We start from the raw sequence: 20,084 nt of genomic DNA on the forward strand, positions 1-20,084 counted from the left end.
CCTTCTGTTGGAGAAACTTTGGAAAAATATAGCAGATGGTTTATTGCCGTTGTTTATTTAGGACTGGGGATGTATATCCTGATTGAAAACAACAGCTTTAACATGCTAAGGACTGTGTTCGGCTAGGAGAAAAAATTATGAAAAAAGATAGTATCTGCCAAGTGAATATTATAAATCAGCAAAATGTTACAACCGCAACGAACTACCTTGAAAAGGAAAAAGTCCAAAAATCACTTCGTATTTTATCAAAGTTTACCGATAATAAACAGATAAATATCATCTTTTATCTCCTTGCTGTTGAAGAACTCTGTGTCTGTGATATAGCCTGTTTACTAAATCTCAGTATGGCATCTGCCTCCCACCATCTTCGTAAACTAGCCAATCAAAACATCTTGGATACTAGAAGAGAGGGGAAAATTATATATTATTTTATAAAAGATGAGGAAATCAAAGACTTTTTTAATCAACTAGGATAACAACTATTTTTACTACTTTATCATGATTATATATAGGACTTATCTATGAAATTTTTTGATAAAAATTACTCACATGAAAGACTACTCGTAGCAAATCTTTAAGAAAAAAGTATAATTTAAAGCAAAGCGACCTAGGTAATGCAGGTCAAGTTAGCCAAGTTTAAAAGGGAGAAATCTGAAAGAAAATGTATCTTTGATAGTAGTCATTTATTGTGAAATATGATATATTTATTAATTAGATGGATGAATACTTCTAGAGTTAAATATAGCATAATAGGGACAGACTTTTTGGTTTATTTTTGTTTGTAGTCGGATTATGAAAGAATATCCAATATTATGCGATAAGATAGAATGTTACAAAAAAGAAAGGGGATGCAATCCGATGAAGAAAGACAGATTAATTGTATTGACAGATGCTGTTCTAGCAATTATTATGACCATCTTGATTTTAGAGTTAGAAAAACCAACAACACCAAGTCTTGAAGCTTTTTGGGATTTACGGCAAAATTTCTTTGCTTGTTTTCTTTCCTTTTTCTGGTTGGGATCGTTATGGATGGCACTAAACACATTATGGGAAAAGGTTGAGAAAATTTCCTCAGAAATTATTTGGTGGAATTTGTTTCTACTCTTGGAGCGGCAGGAGTTCTCTTTGGAGAATTTCATGCCATCCAAGATACCAGTCTGAATGATGTGGTGGACCGGATCTATATAAATGTCAAGGATTTACCGTTTCAGTCCTTGGGAGCTTTAGCTAATATCCTGTCTGATGTTAAGAAGGGACTGATTCAAGACAGTCATATCTGGTCTTTCTTCCAGTCATTTTTCAAACAATATCAGTTGATAATCAGCTTAAATCAGATCTATCAGTTTGTCTATCTTTCTCTGATGGAGATCATGTCCTATCTTCACTTTGATTATTGGAAAAAACGGCTCGGTCAGGAGCTAGTATGAATAAGGAGAACAAATGAGACGTTTAAAAATGTTATGGCATATTATACAGGTTACGGGTTTTACTCGGTTTGCTCTGAGTTTTGTGACCTTTGTTTTTGGGTCAGGAGGCGTGCTTTTCCTAGTTGAACCTGCTATCACAAATTACGGAGACGGTCTTTGGTATGCTTTTGTGACTTCGACGACTGTCGGCTACGGGGATCTCCTAGCTGTGACCTTGATTGGAAGGATTACCAGTGTCTTCTTGACGATTTATGGGCTCATATTTTTTGGCTGTTTATCAGCTGTTATTATTAATTATTATACCGATTTAAATAAGGAAAGAGGAGAGGACAAATGACTGCCAATTATTCAACACGTGAATACCGTGAGAAATTATATGATGATCTTCATGTTCGATTAAGAGATACAGTGATTTTGATGTGTGCGATTTTTATTGCCTCTATAGGTCTAAATATGAATTCAACAGCTGTCATTATTGGAGCCATGCTGATTTCCCCTCTTATGACACCGATTGTTGGACTCGGATTTGGTTTAGCTATTTTTGATACGCGTTTAATCAAGCAATCTCTAGAGGTTTTATTTACTCAAGTATTGGTCAGCTTGCTTGTCTCGGCTCTGTATTTCTGGATTTCTCCCTTATCTTATGCAAGTAGCGAATTGATTGCACGAACCTCTCCAACCATTTGGGATGTTCTCATTGCTATTGCTGGTGGGATAGCAGGCGTAATTGGTTCAAGGAAAAAAGAAGCAAACAATATCGTGCCAGGAGTAGCCATTGCTACAGCTTTGATGCCGCCTATCTGTACTGCTGGCTATGGTTTAGCTAATGGGAATGTACGATTTTTATTGGGGGCTCTCTATCTTTTCTTGATCAACTGTGTCTTTATCATGCTAGCCAACATTGTTGGAACAAGAATTTTGATGAGAAAATCTCCTTTAACTTCATTTAAAGAGCTGAGCATTAAAATGAGAATTGGCTTGATTTCTTTGATTGTATTGTTGATTCTTCCAGCTAGCTATTCGGCAGTTACTCTGACAATAGAACAAGCGCGCAAAGAAGGGATCAAACAGTTTGTAGGAAAAGAGTTCGCCAATTATACGGTTATTAATCAAGTCTACAAGTCAAGTAACAATGAATTGGTCTTGACGGTTGTTGGAGATCCGATTTCAGAAGAAGAATTAGAAACACTCCACCAAAAACAAGCCTCTTACGGTATTCAATCTGTTCAATTGAAAGTGAATCAAGTTCAGAACTCGCCAACATTAGATAGTGAAGCGACCAAGGAATTTTATGAAAACATTGACAAGTATATTGATCAAAAACTCTCTGAAAAAGATTCACAAAACGATCTCGTAAAAGAAAATGAAGCAGACAAGGATTGAGGACAATGAACTGAATCGGTTTTTACGCCGTGTTTTTCTTGTATCTTCCTCTTTCTTACTTATAGCAGGTTGTTTTTGCTTGAATAAGAAATAAATTAGAAGTTCTATCATCTAAGAAAAATGATGAAAAAAATCATTTAACTAATGGTGTGAACGTTTAGTGTTTATCAGCTCCATTCTCTGTAATTTTGGGGGTAAAATCCACACCATTTAGATAAAATTAGTTGAATTTGATTGGAAAAACGCTTTTATAAAAGCGGAGAAAAGTCTTGATATTACGCTGTTTTTAGTCCAACTGAAATTCATACTTTCCAAACCAGGTCTTACGATTTGTAAGTAAAAGAGCAAATAAAAAAGAGGAGCTTGACACTAAAGTTCCTCTTCTTTTTAAATAAACGAATCAGTTTCTTATTACATAAAAGGTAGTGAAAAAGGTAGTGATTCGATTGATTCATATCGCAATGTAGTGAAATTTCGAAATTCAAGAATTGCTTTAAATCAAGGTTTCTAAAGTCTACTGACGTGTAGTGAACCCTTATTTAACCTCTGTAAACACAACGTGTTTGCGAAGTTTTGGTGAGTATTTCTTCAATTGAAGACGGTCTGGAGTGTTACGTTTGTTTTTAGAAGTAAGGTACAAGCGTTCACCAGATTCTTTGTGTTCAAGTGTGATATTTACGCGCATGGTATCTCCCTTCTATTATTCAGCTGATGCAGCTTTAGCGATCTTACGTCCTTTGTAGTATCCTTTAAGTGATACGCGGTGAGAACGTGAGTAATCTCCAGTAGTTTCGTCAAAGTTTACAGATGGAGCTGTTACTTTGTAGTGTGTACGACGTTTGTTTTTCTTCGCTTTTGAAGTGCGACGTGCAGGTACTGCCATTTTGATTTCTCCTTTTAAGATATAATTCAGTTAGGTTTGATTTTCATCAACTTTAATAGTATATCAAAACTTTTTTGTAAAGTAAAGTTACTTGACAAAAAAAGATGAAAAAATTCTCCCGTCCAACCCAGCAGACAGGAGAAGGTGTTAAATATCAATCTCAAATGGTTCATCAATGGTTTCTGATACGTATTTTCCATCTTTCTTTCGTTGCTTGACACACTCTGTGAGGAGATATTCGATTTGCCCATTGACTGAACGAAAGTCGTCTTCTGCCCATGATGCTAGTGCAGCATATAACTTATTCGAGAGTCGAAGGGGGATTTGCTTTTTTTTAGCTTCTGCCATTTTTAATAAAGGCTTCCTGTATTGACAATTGGTTGTGCATCATGATTACCACAGAGAACGACTAGGAGATTTGAAACCATGGCAGCTTTTCGTTCTTCGTCAAGTTCTACCAACTCTCCTTCATTGAGACGTTCTAGTGCCATTTCAACCATACCCACAGCGCCGTCTACAATCATCTTACGTGCATCGATAATAGCAGATGCTTGTTGACGTTGAAGCATGACGGCAGCAATTTCTGGTGCATAAGCTAGATAAGTGATACGTGCTTCAAGGATTTCCAAGCCAGCATCTTCTACGCGACTTTGGATTTCTTCACGAATACGGTTAGCTACAATTTCGCTAGAGCCACGGAGACTTCCTTCATCTGCTTGTCCATCCCCTGTAGTATCTACATTGGGAGACACATCGTAAGGATAGATGCGGACAATATTACGAAGGGCGCTATCACACTGCAAAGAGAGATATTCCTTGTAGTTGTCAACGTTGAAGACTGCCTTAGCGGTATCGACCACTCTCCAAGTTACCGCAATTCCAATTTCAACAGGGTTACCTAAGCAATCGTTAATCTTTTGACGGGAATTGCTCAAAGTCATAACTTTTAGGGAAATCTGTTTCTTGCCAATTTCAAGATTTACATCATTGCCATTTGATGATTTCATCCCTGAAAAAGGAGATTTCGTGCTAACATCACCACTTTGACCAAGTCGAGTGTGGTTTGCAGGGTTAACTGCTACGCTGAAGGGATTGACAAAGTAAAAACCAGGTTCTTTGATGGTACCTGTATAGTTACCAAAAAGGGTCAAAACCAGAGCTTCCTGAGGTTTGACAGCTTTTAAACCAGCATGAGCTAGAACTGAAATTAAGATTAATAAAAGACCGATAATAATTCCAAAAACGTTTTCCGAACCAGCACCGATTACAAATATAAAAATGCCAAGTACGAGTGCCAACTCGATAAGTATCAAGGCCACTACACCATTTGGTTTTGAATTGATTAGTTTTTCAGTCATAAGAATGACCTCCTGTTATGTGATATCTAAATGATATCACTTTAATTTGTAAAGTCAAGAAATAAATGTAACATTTTTAAAGAAAATATCACTGTATAGAATTTTCTGAAAATTCAAGAATTTTCTTCTGTTCATTGCCTTTAAAATGTGCTATAATAGTAAAAACTGAAGCGGGAGGGAACAAATGACTGAATTAGATAAACGTCACCGCAGTAGCATTTATGACAGCATGGTTAAATCACCAAACCGTGCTATGCTTCGTGCGACTGGTATGACAGATAAGGACTTTGAAACACCGATTGTGGGAGTGATTTCGACTTGGGCGGAAAATACACCATGTAACATTCACTTGCATGATTTCGGGAAATTAGCTAAAGAAGGTGTCAAATCTGCAGGTGCTTGGCCGGTACAGTTTGGAACCATTACCGTAGCGGACGGGATTGCCATGGGAACGCCTGGTATGCGTTTCTCTTTGACATCTCGTGATATCATTGCGGACTCTATTGAGGCTGCGATGGGTGGTCACAACGTGGATGCCTTTGTCGCTATCGGTGGCTGTGACAAGAACATGCCTGGTTCTATGATTGCCATTGCCAATATGGATATTCCAGCTATTTTCGCCTATGGTGGAACCATTGCACCGGGAAATCTTGATGGCAAAGACATTGACTTGGTTTCTGTCTTTGAGGGAATCGGAAAATGGAACCACGGTGACATGACAGCTGAGGACGTGAAACGTCTTGAATGTAATGCCTGTCCTGGTCCTGGTGGTTGTGGTGGTATGTACACAGCTAATACCATGGCGACTGCTATCGAAGTTCTAGGGATGAGCTTGCCAGGCTCTTCATCTCACCCAGCTGAATCAGCTGACAAGAAAGAAGATATCGAAGCAGCAGGACGTGCTGTTGTTAAGATGCTGGAGCTTGGTCTCAAACCATCTGATATCTTGACTCGTGAAGCTTTTGAAGATGCCATCACTGTAACGATGGCTCTCGGTGGTTCTACAAATGCCACTCTTCACTTGCTTGCCATTGCCCATGCGGCTAATGTTGACTTGTCCCTTGAGGACTTCAATACGATCCAAGAACGTGTGCCTCACTTGGCCGACTTGAAACCATCTGGTCAGTATGTCTTCCAAGACCTTTACGAAGTCGGTGGTGTCCCTGCGGTTATGAAATATCTCTTGGCAAATGGTTTTCTTCATGGCGACCGTATCACATGTACTGGTAAGACAGTCGCTGAAAACTTGGCTGACTTTGCAGACCTTACACCAGGCCAAAAAGTCATTATGCCACTTGAAAATCCAAAACGTGCAGACGGTCCGCTTATCATCTTGAACGGGAACCTTGCCCCTGATGGTGCGGTTGCTAAGGTATCAGGTGTTAAAGTTCGTCGTCACGTTGGACCAGCTAAGGTCTTTGACTCAGAAGAAGATGCTATTCAGGCCGTTCTGACAGATGAAATCGTTGATGGCGATGTAGTCGTTGTCCGTTTTGTTGGACCTAAGGGTGGTCCTGGTATGCCTGAAATGCTGTCACTTTCATCTATGATCGTTGGTAAAGGTCAAGGAGACAAGGTTGCCCTCTTGACGGATGGACGCTTCTCTGGTGGTACTTATGGTCTGGTTGTCGGACATATCGCTCCTGAAGCTCAGGATGGTGGACCGATTGCTTACCTCCGTACAGGTGATATCGTTACGGTTGACCAAGATACCAAAGAAATTTCCATGGCCGTATCCGAAGAAGAACTTGAAAAACGCAAGGCAGAAACAACCTTGCCACCACTTTACAGCCGTGGTGTCCTCGGTAAATATGCCCATATCGTATCCTCTGCTTCACGCGGAGCCGTGACAGACTTCTGGAATATGGACAAGTCAGGTAAAAAATAAACAAGAAAAGCAAGCCATTTTCGGCTTGCTTCTTTTCATCTTCAAAAGTGATTTGCCTGCTTATACTCAATAAAAATCAAAGAGCAAACTAGAAAGCTAGGCGCAGGCAGTACTTGAGTACGACAAGCCGACGCTGACGTGGTTTGAATTTGATTTTTGAAGAGTATTAACGAGGTGGCAGTCCGAGGGCAATGCGTCCGTAGCGACTGATTCGTGTGATCTTCCATGCAGGAGACCAGGTAACTTCAACCTTGACATCTTCGATACCCTCGATTTGTTTTAGACCTGCGACGATTTCGATAGGTAGGCTTTCGGCGCAATCACAGGCAGTATCGGTGAAGGTCATGACAATCTTGCAGAGACCTGTTTCATCTAGATTGATTTCATAAATCAGCCCTAGATTGTAAACATCCAATTCCACATCTGTATCAAAAACCTTCTCTAATTTATCGATAATTTGGTCTTGCAAGGCTAAAGCGCGGTCATTGATTTTGATATCGTCTCTCATAACAGTCCCTCCACGTGATAAATATCCTCTATTTTCTCATAATTCTGACAATTTGGCAAGTTTTTGATGAATTTTCTGAAAAATATGATAAAATGAAGAAAATACGGAATCAAGGGGAAGTCTATGGAGCAGATTGGAAAAGTCTTTAGACAATTACGAGAGTCAAGAAATATCTCGCTGAGACAAGCAACTGGGGGACAATTTTCGCCGTCCATGTTGTCCCGATTTGAAACAGGTCAGAGTGAGCTTTCGGTGGAAAAGTTTCTATTTGCCCTAGAAAATATATCTGCTAGTGTAGAGGAAATCCTCTTTCTGACGAGAGGTTTTCAGTATGATACAGATTCTGAGTTGAGAAAAGAAATCATAGATGTCTTGGATCCAAAGAATATAGCTCCGCTTGAGGACTTGTATCGCAAGGAGTATCAAAAGCATGCCCATTCTCAAAACAAACAGAAACATATTCTAAATGCCATCATTATCAAGTCTTATATGAAGAGCATGGATGAAAGGGTAGAGTTAACAGCAGAGGAAGGGAAAGTCCTTCATGATTATTTGTTTTCTACCGAGATTTGGGGAATCTATGAACTCAATTTATTTTCAGTCAGTTCACCATTTCTATCTGTTTCTCTTTTTACTAGATATGTACGAGAAATGGTACGTAAATCTGATTTTCTAATGGAAATGTCTGGTAATCGAAATCTGTTTCACACTATACTATTGAATGGCTTTTTAGCCAGCATTGAGTGTGAAGAATTTACCAATGCCTCTTATTTTAAACGTGTCATCAAAGAGCATTTCTACAAGGAAAATGAGACCTATTTCCGAATTGTCTATTTGTGGGCTGAAGGTCTTCTTGATAGCAAGCAGGGTAGAGTCAAGGAAGGGCAGAAAAAGATGGAAGATGCTGTCCATATTTTTGAGATGCTTGGTTGTAACAAATCTGCTGAATACTACAGAAATACAACCGATTGTTGAATATCTGCAAACTAAGAAAATAATTTGAAAATTTAAGCGATAGAACTTTTGACTACTCTCAGGTCGTTACAAAAGTTCTATCGTTTCTTTGCTCATTTTATGTGTTGCATATATTCAAAAGTTTTCCCTTTCAATTTCTAAGTGCTATACTATAGTCATACTTCACATAGGGATTATAACAAGAAGGGAGATTACCTATGAAACTATTGTTTAGAAATCAAGCTTATCGACTCTTGACTTTGTCGCGCTTCTTCAATGCTTTTGGTGCTTCGATTTTTAACCTAGTATTTATCGTTTATGCATCGACCTTGCCACAAGCCTCTTTTGCTGTTGCTATGGCGAATATTGTCATTATTCTTCCGACTCTCTTTACAGTTTTTGTAGGGATTCGGGCAGATTACACAAGGGACAAGGTCAAATGGATGGTCTATAGCGGTTTGTTTCAGGCGGTTTTATTTTTTCTGGCAGCCCTAGTTGTTCAGCAAGCTAGTCTCTTTGCCTTTTCTAGCCTGTGTTTGATCAATGTCATCAGTGATTTGATCAGTGATTTTGCTGGTGGTTTGCGAATGCCTCTCGTTAAGGAAAAAGTAGCTGAAGAGGATCTGATGGAAGCTTATTCTTTTTCCCAGTTTATCACATATATTTCAGCTATTGGTGGTCAAGCTTTTGGAGTTTGGCTCTTAGGTCTATCGGTCAACAATTTTTCCCTTGTTGCTGGAATCAATGCCTGCTTTTTCCTAGTATCAGCCTTTATTCTCTTTTTAGGAAAAAGCAAATTGAGTCTGTCAATGTCATCTGCTGATGGTGAAAACCTAAAAAATGAGAAGCTTTCTATCAAAGACCAGTTCCTAACAATTTACCGAAATTTACGTCTCGTTTTTCTTAAAGGTGGACAGAAAAACTTTGGTTTCATGATCTTTGCTGTCTTGCTTATTAATGCCTTGGGTGGGGCTTTAGGAAGCATCTATAACATCTTCTTTTTGAGCCATTCTCTCTTGAATTTTTCTTACACAGAGGCACTATTTATCAATCAATTCTGTGTTTTAGTAGCAATCATCATCAGTAGCCTTACGGGCAATGATTATTTTGGGAAGCAGTCTTTGCCTAGATTGATGATGTGGGCGACCGTAGGACTCAGTCTAATTGGTCTAGCTAATGTATTCAATCAAGTCGTACTTGGTTTACTATTTCTCTTTTCAACTCTCTATGTGTCTGGTAAAGTTCAACCAAAGATTAGTGCCATGCTCATGAAAAATCTAGCTCCAGATGTTTTAGCTCGTACCAGTAATTTTTTAGGTTTATTGTTTACCTTATCCATACCTGTGGGAACAGCTTGTTTTTCACTTCTAGCTGTATGGAATATACAGTTGACTTGGATGCTGTTTGTTGGTCTCTCCTTGCTAGCTATTCTTTTGACAGTTATTAATCTCAAAAATGATATTTGAATCCTAATTTTTTTCTCACTGTTTTAATCCCTCTATTTATGGTAAAATAAGACTATTAAGTTTAAAGAGGATTCCCTATGAAATTACAAAAACCAAAAGGAACGCAGGATATTTTACCTGCTGAGTCTGCCAAGTGGCAGTATGTTGAGGGCTTTGCCCGTGAAATTTTCAAGCGCTATAACTATGCGGAAGTGCGCACGCCTATTTTTGAGCATTACGAGGTCATCAGCCGCTCTGTCGGAGATACAACGGATATCGTTATCAAGGAAATGTACGATTTTTATGACAAGGGTGACCGCCATATTACCCTCCGTCCAGAAGGAACTGCGCCCGTTGTCCGCTCTTATGTGGAAAATAAACTCTTCGCACCAGAAGTGCAAAAGCCAAGTAAGTTCTATTACATGGGCCCTATGTTCCGTTATGAGCGTCCACAGGCAGGGCGTTTACGCCAATTCCACCAGATTGGTGTTGAGTGTTTTGGCTCTAGCAATCCAGCTACCGATGTGGAAACCATCGCTATGGCAGCTCATTTCTTGAAAGAAATCGGCATCCAAGGTGTCAAATTGCATCTTAACACTCTTGGAAATCCTGAGAGTCGTGCGGCTTACCGTCAAGCCTTGATTGATTATTTGACACCGATCAAGGAGACCTTGTCTAAGGATAGCCAACGTCGTTTGGAGGAAAATCCTCTCCGTGTCTTGGACTCTAAGGAAAAAGAAGACAAGGTGGCAGTAGAAAATGCACCGTCTATCTTGGATTTCCTTGATGAAGAAAGCCAAGCTCATTTTGATGCCGTCCGTCAGATGTTGGAAAATCTGGGTGTAGACTATATCATCGATACCAATATGGTGCGTGGTCTGGACTACTACAACCACACCATTTTCGAATTCATCACTGAGATTGAGGGCAATGATTTGACCGTCTGTGCGGGTGGTCGTTACGATGGTTTGGTTGCCTACTTTGGTGGTCCTGAAACTGCAGGCTTTGGCTTTGGACTTGGTGTAGAGCGCCTGCTTCTCATCCTTGAAAAGCAAGGTGTGACTCTCCCTATCGAAAACGCTCTAGATGTTTATATCGCAGTCTTGGGTGAAGGAGCAAATGTCAAGGCCTTGGAATTGGTACAAGCCCTTCGCCAACAAGGTTTTAAAGCAGAGCGTGATTACCTCAACCGGAAGCTCAAAGCTCAGTTCAAGTCCGCCGATGTCTTTGCGGCTAAGACTCTCATCACGCTAGGCGAGAGTGAAGTTGAAAGCGGACAAGTGACAGTTAAGAACAACCAAACTCGAGAAGAAGTGGAAGTTACGCTTGATGTTATCAGCCAAAACTTTTCAGAAGTATTTGAAAAACTAGGATTTTAATGACAGATAAACTGGTCGGGATCTTACTCCCGACCAGTTTCTTTTACAAAATGACAAAAATCATAAACTTTTTGACAATTATACTTGTCAAAAAGAAAAAGATGTGTTACAATGTAAGCAAGTTAAGAATAAAGGAGAAGGGAATGCTAAAAAATCGTTTAAAAGAGCTTCGGGCTCGTGATGGTCTCAATCAGACCGAACTGGCCAAGCTAGCAGGAGTTTCCAGACAGACCATTAGCCTACTAGAACGGGACGAATACACCCCGTCAGTTGTGATCGCCCTGAAGATTTCACAGATATTCAATGAACCAGTCGAGTCGGTATTTCGTATAGAGGAGGATGAGGAATGAACAAGTATAAAGTAATTTATTATGTAGTTGCCATAGCTTTATTAGTCAGTGTATTTCTATTGATTGGGATGGACCTAGGCTGGTTTAGTTCCTATCAAAGCGACCAATTTGTTTGGGCCTACTTTGCTCTCATCCCAGTAGTTGACTGGATTGAAAAGAAATTCAAAAATCTAGCAAGTGAAAAAGGAGAATGAATATGAAAAAGTTTTTAGCAGGTTTTCAAGTCGATACTGAGCACAAAGAACTTGCGGGTGTTTGTGCAGGTTTAGGAAATTATTTTAACATTCAAGCCAATATCGTTCGTTTGGTGACAGTCTTGCTGTTTCTCTCTTCGACAGAGATTGGGATTATAACAGTAACTCTCTATGCCTATCTAGCAGGTTGGCTTGGCAATGAACCCTTGGGAGATGGAGCAAAAAAAGCTAGAAACCAAGCTATTCTCTTGTTTGCTGTTTGTTTGATTTTGGTGTCACTTGGAACAGAAGGTTTGGTCGCTATCTTTGAGTCAGGTAAGGACTTTGGTCAGTGGTTAGTTGGATTGGTTTAGTTTAGAAAGAGGATGAATATGAAAAAGAAACGTGGATTGTTATTTTTAATGGCTTTGATCTTGGGAGGCTTCTTGGGCATGTTTGCAGGGATGTTTAAGGCCTATACCGAAAACTATGGAACCATTTTAGATGTCAAAACCGTGACTCCATGGATATCATCTATTTGTTTACTGTTAGGTTTCATTAGTATGTTTTTGACTTTCGATTTCTTAAAGAAAAGCAGAACATTTCACTCCTTGTACAAAGAGGAAACGGATGATGATTTGAATGAAACCTATTATGTGCAAATGTATCGCAATCTCGAGTTTGGAACTATTGCTTTTAATAGTGCAGGCGTAGTGATTTTTTTGGCTCTTTTCATCTCAGGTAGTGAAGTAATTGTACTAAATATCAGCTATATAACCTTATCTCTTTCTTTTTTGGCATTAGTGATGATTTTCAGTGCTCAAAAATATCTCTATAAAACCATTGCGATCGTTCGTCAGTTTGATTTGGAATTCTTCTCTACACCAAAGGATGTCTTGGACTACGTAAACTCCTATGATGAAGGGGAGCGTCAGGCTAATTTGGAACAAAGTTTTCGAATTTTATTCCAATTAAATCAGTATGTCTTACCAGGTCTCTATTTTTTGATTGCTATCTTTTCTTTATTGACAGGAGAGATTCAGTTACTAGCCTTCTTGCTTGTAGGAGCGATCCATATTTATATCAATGTGATGCAATTACCTATGGTAAAACGTTATTTCAAATAAAGGAGTTCCTATGATTCGCGTTGAAAATGTAAGTAAAAGTTTTGGAAGCAAGAAAGCTCTGCATCAGATTTCTTTCGAGATTCAAGAGGGTGAAATTTTTGGCTTCCTAGGACCTTCAGGTTCAGGTAAAACAACTATGATCAATGTTTTGACGGGTCAGTTAGCTGCAGATCAGGGTGAGACCGTTCTCCTAGGGAAGTCCTCTCGAAATTTGACTTCAAATGATTTGGAACAAATCGGGATTGTTAGTGATACCAGTGGTTTTTATGAAAAGATGAGCCTCTATAAAAATCTGCTCATTTATGCAAAATTATATGGTCTTAAAGCTTCTAGAGTAGATACAGTACTTGATCAAGTGGGGTTATCAGATGCCAAAAACCTTATCGCAGAAAAACTATCCACAGGTATGAAACAACGGATGTTCTTGGCTCGTGCTCTTCTAAATGCTCCCAAAATCCTCTTTCTGGATGAGCCAACAAGTGGTCTTGATCCTACCACCTCAAAATCGATTCATGCTCTCTTACAAGAATTGAAGCAGGCTGGGACAACGATTTTCTTAACAACCCACGATATGAATGAAGCAACCTTGCTTTGTGATCGACTCTCTCTTTTAAATAAGGGAAAGTTGATTGAGTATGGTAGCCCACAAGAGATTATCCAGAAATACCATGTGGATAAAAAGGTTCGTTTACGCTATCAAGATGGGCGTGAGCAAGTGATTCCTTTTGAAGAATTGCCTCATTTGAATACGACAAATCTAATAGCTGTTCATTCTTGTGAACCGACTTTAGAAGAAATCTTTATTAGATTGACAGGAGAAAAGTTAGATGTTTAGAAAATTAAATGCCCTTCTTTGGTTAAGACTACAAGTTCTTGTTAGCAACTCAACCTTATTAGCGACTTTATTAATGCCCTTTGGTATTGCTATCCTATATAATGAATTCTTAAACAAGAGTGGAGAATTGAGTATGTTTCTCCTCTCTATGAGTTTGACGATGGTCTTGAGTATGGGAAGTGGTTATATGGTATCGATTATGATGGCTGAGGATAAGGAAAAACGTAATCTTAAATCACTCATACTAAGTGGTGTGACAGCAACAGAGTATACTATGAGTATGATGGCTCTTCCTCTTCTCGTGATGCTTCTTTCGATGGTTGTTCTACCTCTCTATCTTAAGGTTGATTTGACAAACTACTTTCTTACCTATGGCCTCTATCTGCTTCTAGCGACCATCAGTATAATCTTTCTTAATCTTCTTATCGGTGCAGTATCAGATACCCAGTCTAAGGCGCAAGTGTATAGTATTTTTCCTATGCTGACTTTCTCTTTCTTGCCCATTCTTGCCGTTCAAAATGACACTGCTCAAAAACTGTTGGACTATTCCTTCATTGGGCCTTTGGTAAGTCTGTTAAAAGCAGGTGGTGGAGAGTTATCTTTGAGAAGTCTCGGTCTTTTGCTAGCATGGATTCTTTTACTAGGATTAGCTAGTCTCTTTGTATTGAAAAATAGTTATAAAGGAAAATAGGAGCCTCATATGAAACTACTTAAAAATCTTGGCTGGTTTCTTCTAGCTGTTCTATCCTTTTTCTTTGGTTATGGTCTGGTTCAGAGTATGGCGTTGTCAGCTCTTGACCTAGGGGCTTCGATCTATGGAGTTTTACCACTTTATATCGCCCTGTCAGGGGCCTATGTTTATGGAGTTTACAGATGGTATCAGACAGAAAAGGTTAGCATCCAGACGACTGCATTTAATCGTTATATCTGGTTGCCAATCCTGGTTTTGCTAGTGGCGATTACAGCCCAGTTCTTTTTGCCAGATGATCCGTCGGTCAATCAACAAATCGTATCACAACTGACAGTTGCTCAGCCTGTCTTTGGTTTCTTTATGGTAGTGGTCTTTGCTCCTCTGACGGAAGAACTCATCTTTAGAGGGATGTTGGCGCGCTATCTCTTTCCTAAGCAGAACAACAGCAAACAGACAGCTCTGTTTCTCCTCGTATCAAGTGTGCTTTTTGCCTTGATTCATTTTCCAGGGACTTTGCAACAGTTTTTAGTTTATGCCAGTCTAGGATTGAGTTTGGGTCTGGCTTATGTAAGCCGAAAAGGTCTGCTTTACAGCATTTCTCTCCACGCTTTGAATAATTTAATCGGCTTTTTGATGATACTCATGCTATAATAGAGTCAGGAGGTCACATGAAACGAGTAATTTTATTAGCATTGATACAGGCGGTCGTTCTCTTCTTTATCATCGGGGCACTTGCCTATGCCTTTAAAGGCGATTTCTTTTACAACTATCTAGCAGTTGTCTTTGCGCCTATTGCAGGTGTCTTGCGTTTTGCTTCGGCGTATGCGACGGAGATTGTTCTACCTAAAAAGGCAGCGGAGATTGCCGAAAAGCGCAAAAAAGGTTAAGAATCATAATCAGAGAATCCGATGACGTTTTCATCGGATTTTTTGTCTGTTTGTTTTGATTTCTAAAGGCAATCAAACTTTTCTGATGATTTTCATGAAGTGCCTGCGCTTTTGTGGTAAAATAGTAACAGAATAAAAGAGGAGAGAAAACATGAAACGTAGTATGTATGCTGGTCGTGTTCGTGAGGAACACATCGGACAAGAAATGACCTTGAAAGGCTGGGTTAGCCGTCGTCGTGACCTTGGTGGTTTGATCTTTATCGACCTTCGTGACCGTGAAGGAATCATGCAGTTGGTTATCAACCCTGAAAAAGTATCTGCAGAGGTTATGGCAACAGCTGAAAGCCTTCGTAGCGAATTTGTTATCGAGGTGACTGGTCAAGTCGTTGCGCGTGAGCAAGCCAATGATAAATTGCCGACTGGTGCGGTTGAGTTAAACGTGACAGCTTTGACAGTGCTTAATACAGCTAAAACAACGCCTTTTGAGATTAAAGATGGGATTGAGGCCAATGACGATACACGTTTGCGTTACCGTTACCTTGACCTTCGTCGTCCAGAAATGCTAGAAAACCTTAAGCTTCGTGCCAAGGTGACCCACTCAATCCGTAACTACTTGGATGAGTTGGAGTTTATCGATGTGGAGACGCCATTCCTTTCTAAATCAACGCCAGAAGGGGCACGTGACTATTTGGTGCCATCTCGTGTCAATAAAGGGCATTTCTACGCTCTTCCTCAGAGCCCACAGATTACAAAACAGTTGTTGATGAATGCTGGTTTTGACCGTTATTACCAAATCGTCAAATGTTTCCGTGACGAGGACTTGCGTGGTGACCGCCAGCCTGAGTTTACCCAGGTCGACTTGGAAACATCCTTCCTTACGGAGCAGGAGATCCAAGATATTACAGAAGGCTTGATTGCACGCGTGATGAAAGAAACAAAAGGCATCGACGTGACGCTTCCATTTCCTCGTATGAAGTATGATGACGCAATGGCTCTTTACGGTTCTGACAAACCTGATACCCGTTTTGACATGTTGCTTCAGGACTTGACAGAAGTAGTCAAGGGTGTTGATTTCAAAGTCTTCTCAGAAGCACCTGCCGTTAAAGCTATTGTGGTCAAAGGAGCTGCAGATAACTACTCACGTAAAGACATCGACAAGATGACCGAAGTAGCCAAACAGTACGGAGCCAAAGGTCTTGCTTGGGTCAAGGTAGTTGATGGAGAATTAAATGGACCAGTTGCCAAGTTCTTGACTGGGATCCAAGCAGATTTGACTGCAGCACTTGGTCTTGAAGATAAGGATTTGGTTCTATTTGTGGCGGATACGCTTGAAGTGGCCAATGCAACACTAGGCGCCCTTCGTGGCCGTATCGCCAAAGAGTTTGACTTGATTGATAACGATAAATTCAACTTCCTTTGGGTGGTTGATTGGCCAATGTTTGAATGGTCTGAAGAAGAAGGCCGCTACATGAGTGCCCACCATCCGTTTACTCTTCCACAGGAAGAAACAGCTCACGAATTAGAAGGTGATTTGGCTAAGGTTCGTGCCATTGCTTACGATATCGTCTTGAATGGTTATGAGCTTGGTGGTGGTAGTCTTCGTATCAACCAAAAAGACCTTCAAGAACGCATGTTTAAGGCTCTTGGTTTCTCAGCTGAAGAAGCCAATGACCAGTTTGGCTTCCTTCTTGAAGCCATGGACTATGGTTTCCCACCACATGGTGGCTTGGCTATTGGACTTGATCGTTTTGTGATGCTCTTAGCAGGAGAAGAAAATATCCGTGAAGTCATTGCCTTTCCTAAGAACAATAAGGCAACCGACCCAATGACTCAAGCTCCATCAACAGTCGCTCTCAAACAACTAGAGGAACTCAGCTTACAAGTAGAAGAAGATGAAACAAGCAAAACGAATTAAGCGGTGGCGCTATTATTTGCGCCGCTTTGCTTATCAGATAAAAATCTTACGAGTTTTACAAAGTATCTCTCGGGAAAAATATGATGAGAAAGTATCGGCTTCTCTGGTTTATGGCTTTCTGTCAGCGGTAGCAGTCAATTTCTTTTTTCAACCAGGACACGTTTACTCCAGTGGTGCGACGGGTCTGGCACAGATTATCTCTGCCTTGAGTAATCACTGGTTTGGTTTTTACATTCCGATATCGCTAACCTTTTATGCTATCAATTTTCCGTTGATGATTTTGGCTTGGTATCAGATTGGGCATAAGTTTACAATCTTTACCTTTATCACAGTATCCATGAGTTCCCTCTTTATCCAGCTTGTACCAGTTGTGACCTTGACAGAGGATCCCATTATCAATGCTCTTTTTGGGGGTGTTGTCATGGGCTTGGGGATTGGTTTTGCGCTCCGTAACAATATTTCTAGCGGAGGTACAGATATCGTCAGTCTGACCATTCGAAAGAAAACGGGTAAGAATGTCGGTAGTATTTCTTTCCTAGTAAATGGAACCATCATGCTGATAGCAGGATTGACCTTTGGTTGGAAATACGCCCTCTACTCCATGATTACTATCTTTGTCTCCAGTCGTGTGACAGACGCGGTCTTTACCAAGCAAAAACGCATGCAGGCCATGATTGTGACCAATAATCCTGACAAGGTAATTGCAAAAATCCATAAAAAATTGCACCGCGGAGCAACCATGATCCACGATGCAGAAGGAACCTATAATCATGAGAGAAAAGCAGTCTTGATTACAGTTATCACACGAGCAGAGTTTAATGATTTTAAACACATCATGAAACAGGTCGATCCGACAGCCTTTGTCTCTGTATCCGAAAATGTCCACATCCTAGGACGATTCGTAGAAACAGACAATTAATAATACTCAAAAGACCAGCCTTGGGGCTGGTCTTTATTTTTCGATAATTTTGTGTCCAATCAACTGGCGGTAACAAATCTGTTTATTGTTTTTAGCATCGTTGATGATCTGGAGAATGGTTTCAAAGGAAACGCGCCCGAGTTCTAAACTATTGATATCCACATAGGCTGCCAAGTTCAGTTTAGGGTTGACCGAGTCAAAGCTGAGGACAGGGACATCCAGTTGGTGTTTTGCGATGTAATCACAGACCCCTGCAGCAAGAAGGCTATCAATAGTAATAATAGCATCAATATTTGGATCATGTTCGAAGAGAAGTTTACTAAAGCGATAACCATTATCTTCAAGAAATTCGGTCGCAAAGTAGGTCAGATTGGGATCAATAGGAAGTTGGTATTGTTTAAGAGCTAACTCATAACCCATTAGACGATCTTGTGTTACGAAAAGTTTTTTGGTTCCTCCGATGAAGGCAATTCGCTTGCATCCTTTTTTGATGAAATATTCTGTCGCATCAAAACCTGCCTGGACATTGTCATTATCGACAAGCGGAATGAAGGGAGATAGAGATTTACCTAAGATAAGGAAAGGAAATTGCTCATCGGCTACTAGTTTAACCAAAGGATCCTCTTCTTGGGCATAGAGGAAAATCAAACCATCTACACGCTTACCATAGACCATCTGGGAAATAGCTTTGAGTCGCTCTTTTGCATCTTTCCCAGTTGCAATCTGAATAGCATAGTGGTTCTCAGATGCCACTTGGGCGATCCCTCGTAGAACAGATGGGAAGAAAGGATTTTGGTAAAAGGCATCCGAGTCGTCAGGGAGCACCAGACCGATTACCTGAGTATAGCTACTTACCAAGCTACGAGCATTGAGGTTGGGATGGTAGTTGAGCTCCTTCATCGCCTTGCGAACTCGTTTTTTGGTTTCATCACTAATCGTTGATTTATTTTGAATGACGCGGGTAACAGTTGAAGGTGAGACACCTGCTGCTTTAGCCACATCTTTAATCGTCACGGGCATAAAAATCTCCTATTTATGATAATCTGGATCACGGAAATGTGTCTTGTAAAAAATAGTGACCAGATAAAGAACAAAAAGAATGTTTTGTACAGTGATAAGGGTTGTCATATTTTGACCAAAAAGTCCCCAAATAAGCGTAATCAGAGTTGGTAATCCTAAACAGTTCAAGATAAAATGGTAGCACTCTTTAAAGGTCCTAAATGAAAAGAGGCGTGATTTTTTGGTGATATAAAGGAGAAAGCTAGCCCCAAGAGAGACAATGAAGAAATTCAATCCAAAGAGGAAGCTTGCACCAAGAACGAGAAAGAGACTGATATAGACCTGGTTTTGTTGATACCAATCTTTAGAAATGGCCTGGGTAAGATCTTCCTTACTCTGGAAACTCTCCGTTTGAATCACGTGGTAGCGAATGCGAGTCAGTTCCTTACTTTCCTTACTGATGACGAGTTCTTCCGTATCAAAATGAAGTTGTAGGTCCTCTGGCAATTCTTTGATTTGGCTTGAACCAATCAAAAGAGAAGGCTGCTGATTCTTAGTTCCTGAGTAGTTCAGCTTTCCATCAACGATTTGTGCATTCTCTGACAAGTCCATGATCGCTTCATCTGTCAGTGGAGTGTAGACATTATCGATAAAGGTATCCAGTGGATACGTTTCCTGCGAGCTGTTTTGAATGGCAATTGGAACCATAGACAAGCTGATGAGGAAAATGCTCGTAAAGAGAAGCTGAAACCAGTTAAGGCCGAAACGTTTTGATAGGGGCTTACGAAATCCCCAGATACTAGTAAAATACGAGAATGGATATGGAAGCATAGGCATCTTTCTAAGAGTGTTTTCTATATGAGTATTATTATATAGAGAAATGTGCTTTATTTCAAGTCTAGCAAATCAATTCCTTATTTAAAGATGGTTTCAATAAGATTTGTAGAAGTGTGTCTAATCTTG

At 40.0% G+C, this 20,084-nt stretch carries 27 protein-coding genes; 20 read left to right on the forward strand and 7 right to left on the reverse strand.

The window, feature by feature from the left end:
- From PG086_RS09380 to PG086_RS09405, 6 genes are all read left to right on the forward strand, one after another.
- A partial coding sequence (locus PG086_RS09380) for a cadmium resistance transporter (RefSeq protein ID WP_270748830.1) occupies window positions 1-126 on the forward strand: 126 nt, incomplete at its 5' end.
- Window positions 127-137: 11 nt separating this feature from the next.
- Entirely contained in the window at window positions 138-476 is a 339-nt protein-coding gene (gene cadX / locus PG086_RS09385) for a Cd(II)/Zn(II)-sensing metalloregulatory transcriptional regulator CadX (RefSeq protein ID WP_000711083.1), read from the forward strand.
- A gap of 382 nt (window positions 477-858) precedes the next feature.
- Window positions 859-1,161 carry a TMEM175 family protein gene (locus tag PG086_RS09390; RefSeq protein WP_004240734.1) on the forward strand — a complete coding sequence of 101 codons (303 nt, stop codon included), beginning with the start codon at window positions 859-861 and terminating at the stop codon, window positions 1,159-1,161.
- Window positions 1,086-1,427: a hypothetical protein gene (locus PG086_RS09395; protein ID WP_000397556.1), complete on the forward strand. Its 342-nt coding sequence runs from the start codon at window positions 1,086-1,088 to the stop codon at window positions 1,425-1,427. Before PG086_RS09390 ends, PG086_RS09395 begins: the two co-directional genes overlap by 76 nt.
- A 13-nt stretch (window positions 1,428-1,440) precedes the next feature.
- Entirely contained in the window at window positions 1,441-1,764 is a 324-nt protein-coding gene (locus tag PG086_RS09400; RefSeq protein WP_001253404.1) for a potassium channel family protein, read from the forward strand.
- On the forward strand, window positions 1,761-2,810 hold the full coding sequence (locus PG086_RS09405; RefSeq protein ID WP_270748792.1) for a DUF389 domain-containing protein: 1,050 nt from the start codon (window positions 1,761-1,763) through the stop codon (window positions 2,808-2,810). The genes PG086_RS09400 and PG086_RS09405 overlap by 4 nt, the downstream gene beginning before the upstream one ends.
- Window positions 2,811-3,345: 535 nt before the next feature.
- On the opposite strand, the gene rpmG is transcribed toward PG086_RS09405, so the two are convergent.
- The 4 genes from rpmG to PG086_RS09425 all read right to left on the reverse strand — a co-directional run bounded on the left by rpmG (window position 3,346) and on the right by PG086_RS09425 (window position 5,051).
- On the reverse strand, window positions 3,346-3,495 hold the full coding sequence (gene rpmG / locus PG086_RS09410) for a 50S ribosomal protein L33 (protein WP_001265622.1): 150 nt from the start codon (window positions 3,493-3,495) through the stop codon (window positions 3,346-3,348).
- 15 nt (window positions 3,496-3,510) lie between these two features.
- Window positions 3,511-3,693, reverse strand: coding sequence for a 50S ribosomal protein L32 (rpmF, locus tag PG086_RS09415; RefSeq protein WP_000290417.1), 183 nt, complete (start codon window positions 3,691-3,693; stop codon window positions 3,511-3,513).
- 147 nt (window positions 3,694-3,840) lie between these two features.
- A complete protein-coding gene (locus PG086_RS09420; protein WP_000796543.1) occupies window positions 3,841-4,041 on the reverse strand; it encodes a PTS ascorbate transporter subunit IIC in 201 nt (66 codons plus the stop codon).
- A gap of 2 nt (window positions 4,042-4,043) precedes the next feature.
- Window positions 4,044-5,051, reverse strand: a complete 1,008-nt coding sequence (locus PG086_RS09425; RefSeq protein ID WP_270748797.1) for an SPFH domain-containing protein — start codon at window positions 5,049-5,051, stop codon at window positions 4,044-4,046.
- A 184-nt stretch (window positions 5,052-5,235) separates the two neighbouring features.
- Between PG086_RS09425 and ilvD the strand changes: the two genes are divergently transcribed.
- A complete protein-coding gene (gene ilvD, locus PG086_RS09430) occupies window positions 5,236-6,939 on the forward strand; it encodes a dihydroxy-acid dehydratase (protein ID WP_000137343.1) in 1,704 nt (567 codons plus the stop codon).
- 166 nt (window positions 6,940-7,105) lie between these two features.
- Here ilvD and PG086_RS09435 read toward each other — a convergent pair whose 3' ends face one another.
- Complete coding sequence (locus tag PG086_RS09435) at window positions 7,106-7,447, reverse strand: metal-sulfur cluster assembly factor (protein WP_001204050.1); 342 nt, start codon at window positions 7,445-7,447, stop codon at window positions 7,106-7,108.
- Between the two features lie 123 nt (window positions 7,448-7,570).
- Between PG086_RS09435 and rgg the strand changes: the two genes are divergently transcribed.
- The 13 genes from rgg (at window position 7,571) to PG086_RS09500 (ending at window position 18,122) form a co-directional block, all read left to right on the forward strand.
- Window positions 7,571-8,422 (forward strand): quorum-sensing system transcriptional regulator Rgg, encoded by an 852-nt coding sequence (rgg, locus tag PG086_RS09440; protein WP_049479707.1) that lies wholly within the window; start codon window positions 7,571-7,573, stop codon window positions 8,420-8,422.
- A gap of 197 nt (window positions 8,423-8,619) precedes the next feature.
- Window positions 8,620-9,867 carry a hypothetical protein gene (locus tag PG086_RS09445; RefSeq protein WP_049479709.1) on the forward strand — a complete coding sequence of 416 codons (1,248 nt, stop codon included), beginning with the start codon at window positions 8,620-8,622 and terminating at the stop codon, window positions 9,865-9,867.
- Between the two features lie 77 nt (window positions 9,868-9,944).
- Complete coding sequence (hisS, locus tag PG086_RS09450; protein WP_270748800.1) at window positions 9,945-11,225, forward strand: histidine--tRNA ligase; 1,281 nt, start codon at window positions 9,945-9,947, stop codon at window positions 11,223-11,225.
- A 143-nt stretch (window positions 11,226-11,368) separates the two neighbouring features.
- Window positions 11,369-11,575: a helix-turn-helix transcriptional regulator gene (locus PG086_RS09455; protein WP_000916948.1), complete on the forward strand. Its 207-nt coding sequence runs from the start codon at window positions 11,369-11,371 to the stop codon at window positions 11,573-11,575.
- Window positions 11,572-11,769 carry a hypothetical protein gene (locus PG086_RS09460; RefSeq protein WP_270748801.1) on the forward strand — a complete coding sequence of 66 codons (198 nt, stop codon included), beginning with the start codon at window positions 11,572-11,574 and terminating at the stop codon, window positions 11,767-11,769. Before PG086_RS09455 ends, PG086_RS09460 begins: the two co-directional genes overlap by 4 nt.
- A gap of 2 nt (window positions 11,770-11,771) precedes the next feature.
- Window positions 11,772-12,122: a PspC domain-containing protein gene (locus tag PG086_RS09465; protein WP_000713857.1), complete on the forward strand. Its 351-nt coding sequence runs from the start codon at window positions 11,772-11,774 to the stop codon at window positions 12,120-12,122.
- Between the two features lie 18 nt (window positions 12,123-12,140).
- Window positions 12,141-12,875, forward strand: coding sequence for a DUF3169 family protein (locus PG086_RS09470; RefSeq protein WP_270748803.1), 735 nt, complete (start codon window positions 12,141-12,143; stop codon window positions 12,873-12,875).
- Window positions 12,876-12,885: 10 nt separating this feature from the next.
- Window positions 12,886-13,710 (forward strand): ABC transporter ATP-binding protein, encoded by an 825-nt coding sequence (locus PG086_RS09475; protein WP_270748805.1) that lies wholly within the window; start codon window positions 12,886-12,888, stop codon window positions 13,708-13,710.
- Window positions 13,703-14,401 (forward strand): ABC transporter permease, encoded by a 699-nt coding sequence (locus PG086_RS09480; protein WP_270748807.1) that lies wholly within the window; start codon window positions 13,703-13,705, stop codon window positions 14,399-14,401. The genes PG086_RS09475 and PG086_RS09480 overlap by 8 nt, the downstream gene beginning before the upstream one ends.
- Window positions 14,402-14,410: 9 nt before the next feature.
- On the forward strand, window positions 14,411-15,052 hold the full coding sequence (locus PG086_RS09485; RefSeq protein ID WP_270748810.1) for a CPBP family intramembrane glutamic endopeptidase: 642 nt from the start codon (window positions 14,411-14,413) through the stop codon (window positions 15,050-15,052).
- A gap of 17 nt (window positions 15,053-15,069) precedes the next feature.
- A complete protein-coding gene (locus tag PG086_RS09490) occupies window positions 15,070-15,288 on the forward strand; it encodes a hypothetical protein (protein ID WP_084911285.1) in 219 nt (72 codons plus the stop codon).
- Between the two features lie 151 nt (window positions 15,289-15,439).
- Window positions 15,440-17,203 (forward strand): aspartate--tRNA ligase, encoded by a 1,764-nt coding sequence (gene aspS, locus PG086_RS09495; RefSeq protein WP_007522677.1) that lies wholly within the window; start codon window positions 15,440-15,442, stop codon window positions 17,201-17,203.
- Window positions 17,181-18,122: a YitT family protein gene (locus PG086_RS09500; RefSeq protein ID WP_000806299.1), complete on the forward strand. Its 942-nt coding sequence runs from the start codon at window positions 17,181-17,183 to the stop codon at window positions 18,120-18,122. Before aspS ends, PG086_RS09500 begins: the two co-directional genes overlap by 23 nt.
- A gap of 33 nt (window positions 18,123-18,155) precedes the next feature.
- Here the strand turns inward: PG086_RS09500 and PG086_RS09505 are convergent, their stop codons facing one another.
- The gene (locus PG086_RS09505) at window positions 18,156-19,142 is read right to left on the reverse strand and encodes a LacI family DNA-binding transcriptional regulator (RefSeq protein WP_001145418.1); all 987 of its coding nucleotides are present in this window, start codon (window positions 19,140-19,142) and stop codon (window positions 18,156-18,158) included.
- Between the two features lie 9 nt (window positions 19,143-19,151).
- The gene (locus PG086_RS09510) at window positions 19,152-19,952 is read right to left on the reverse strand and encodes a DUF1189 domain-containing protein (RefSeq protein ID WP_270748820.1); all 801 of its coding nucleotides are present in this window, start codon (window positions 19,950-19,952) and stop codon (window positions 19,152-19,154) included.
- Window positions 19,953-20,084 lie beyond the last annotated feature (132 nt).

The organism is Streptococcus halitosis, assembly GCF_027691175.1.
Classification (GTDB): domain Bacteria; phylum Bacillota; class Bacilli; order Lactobacillales; family Streptococcaceae; genus Streptococcus; species Streptococcus halitosis_A.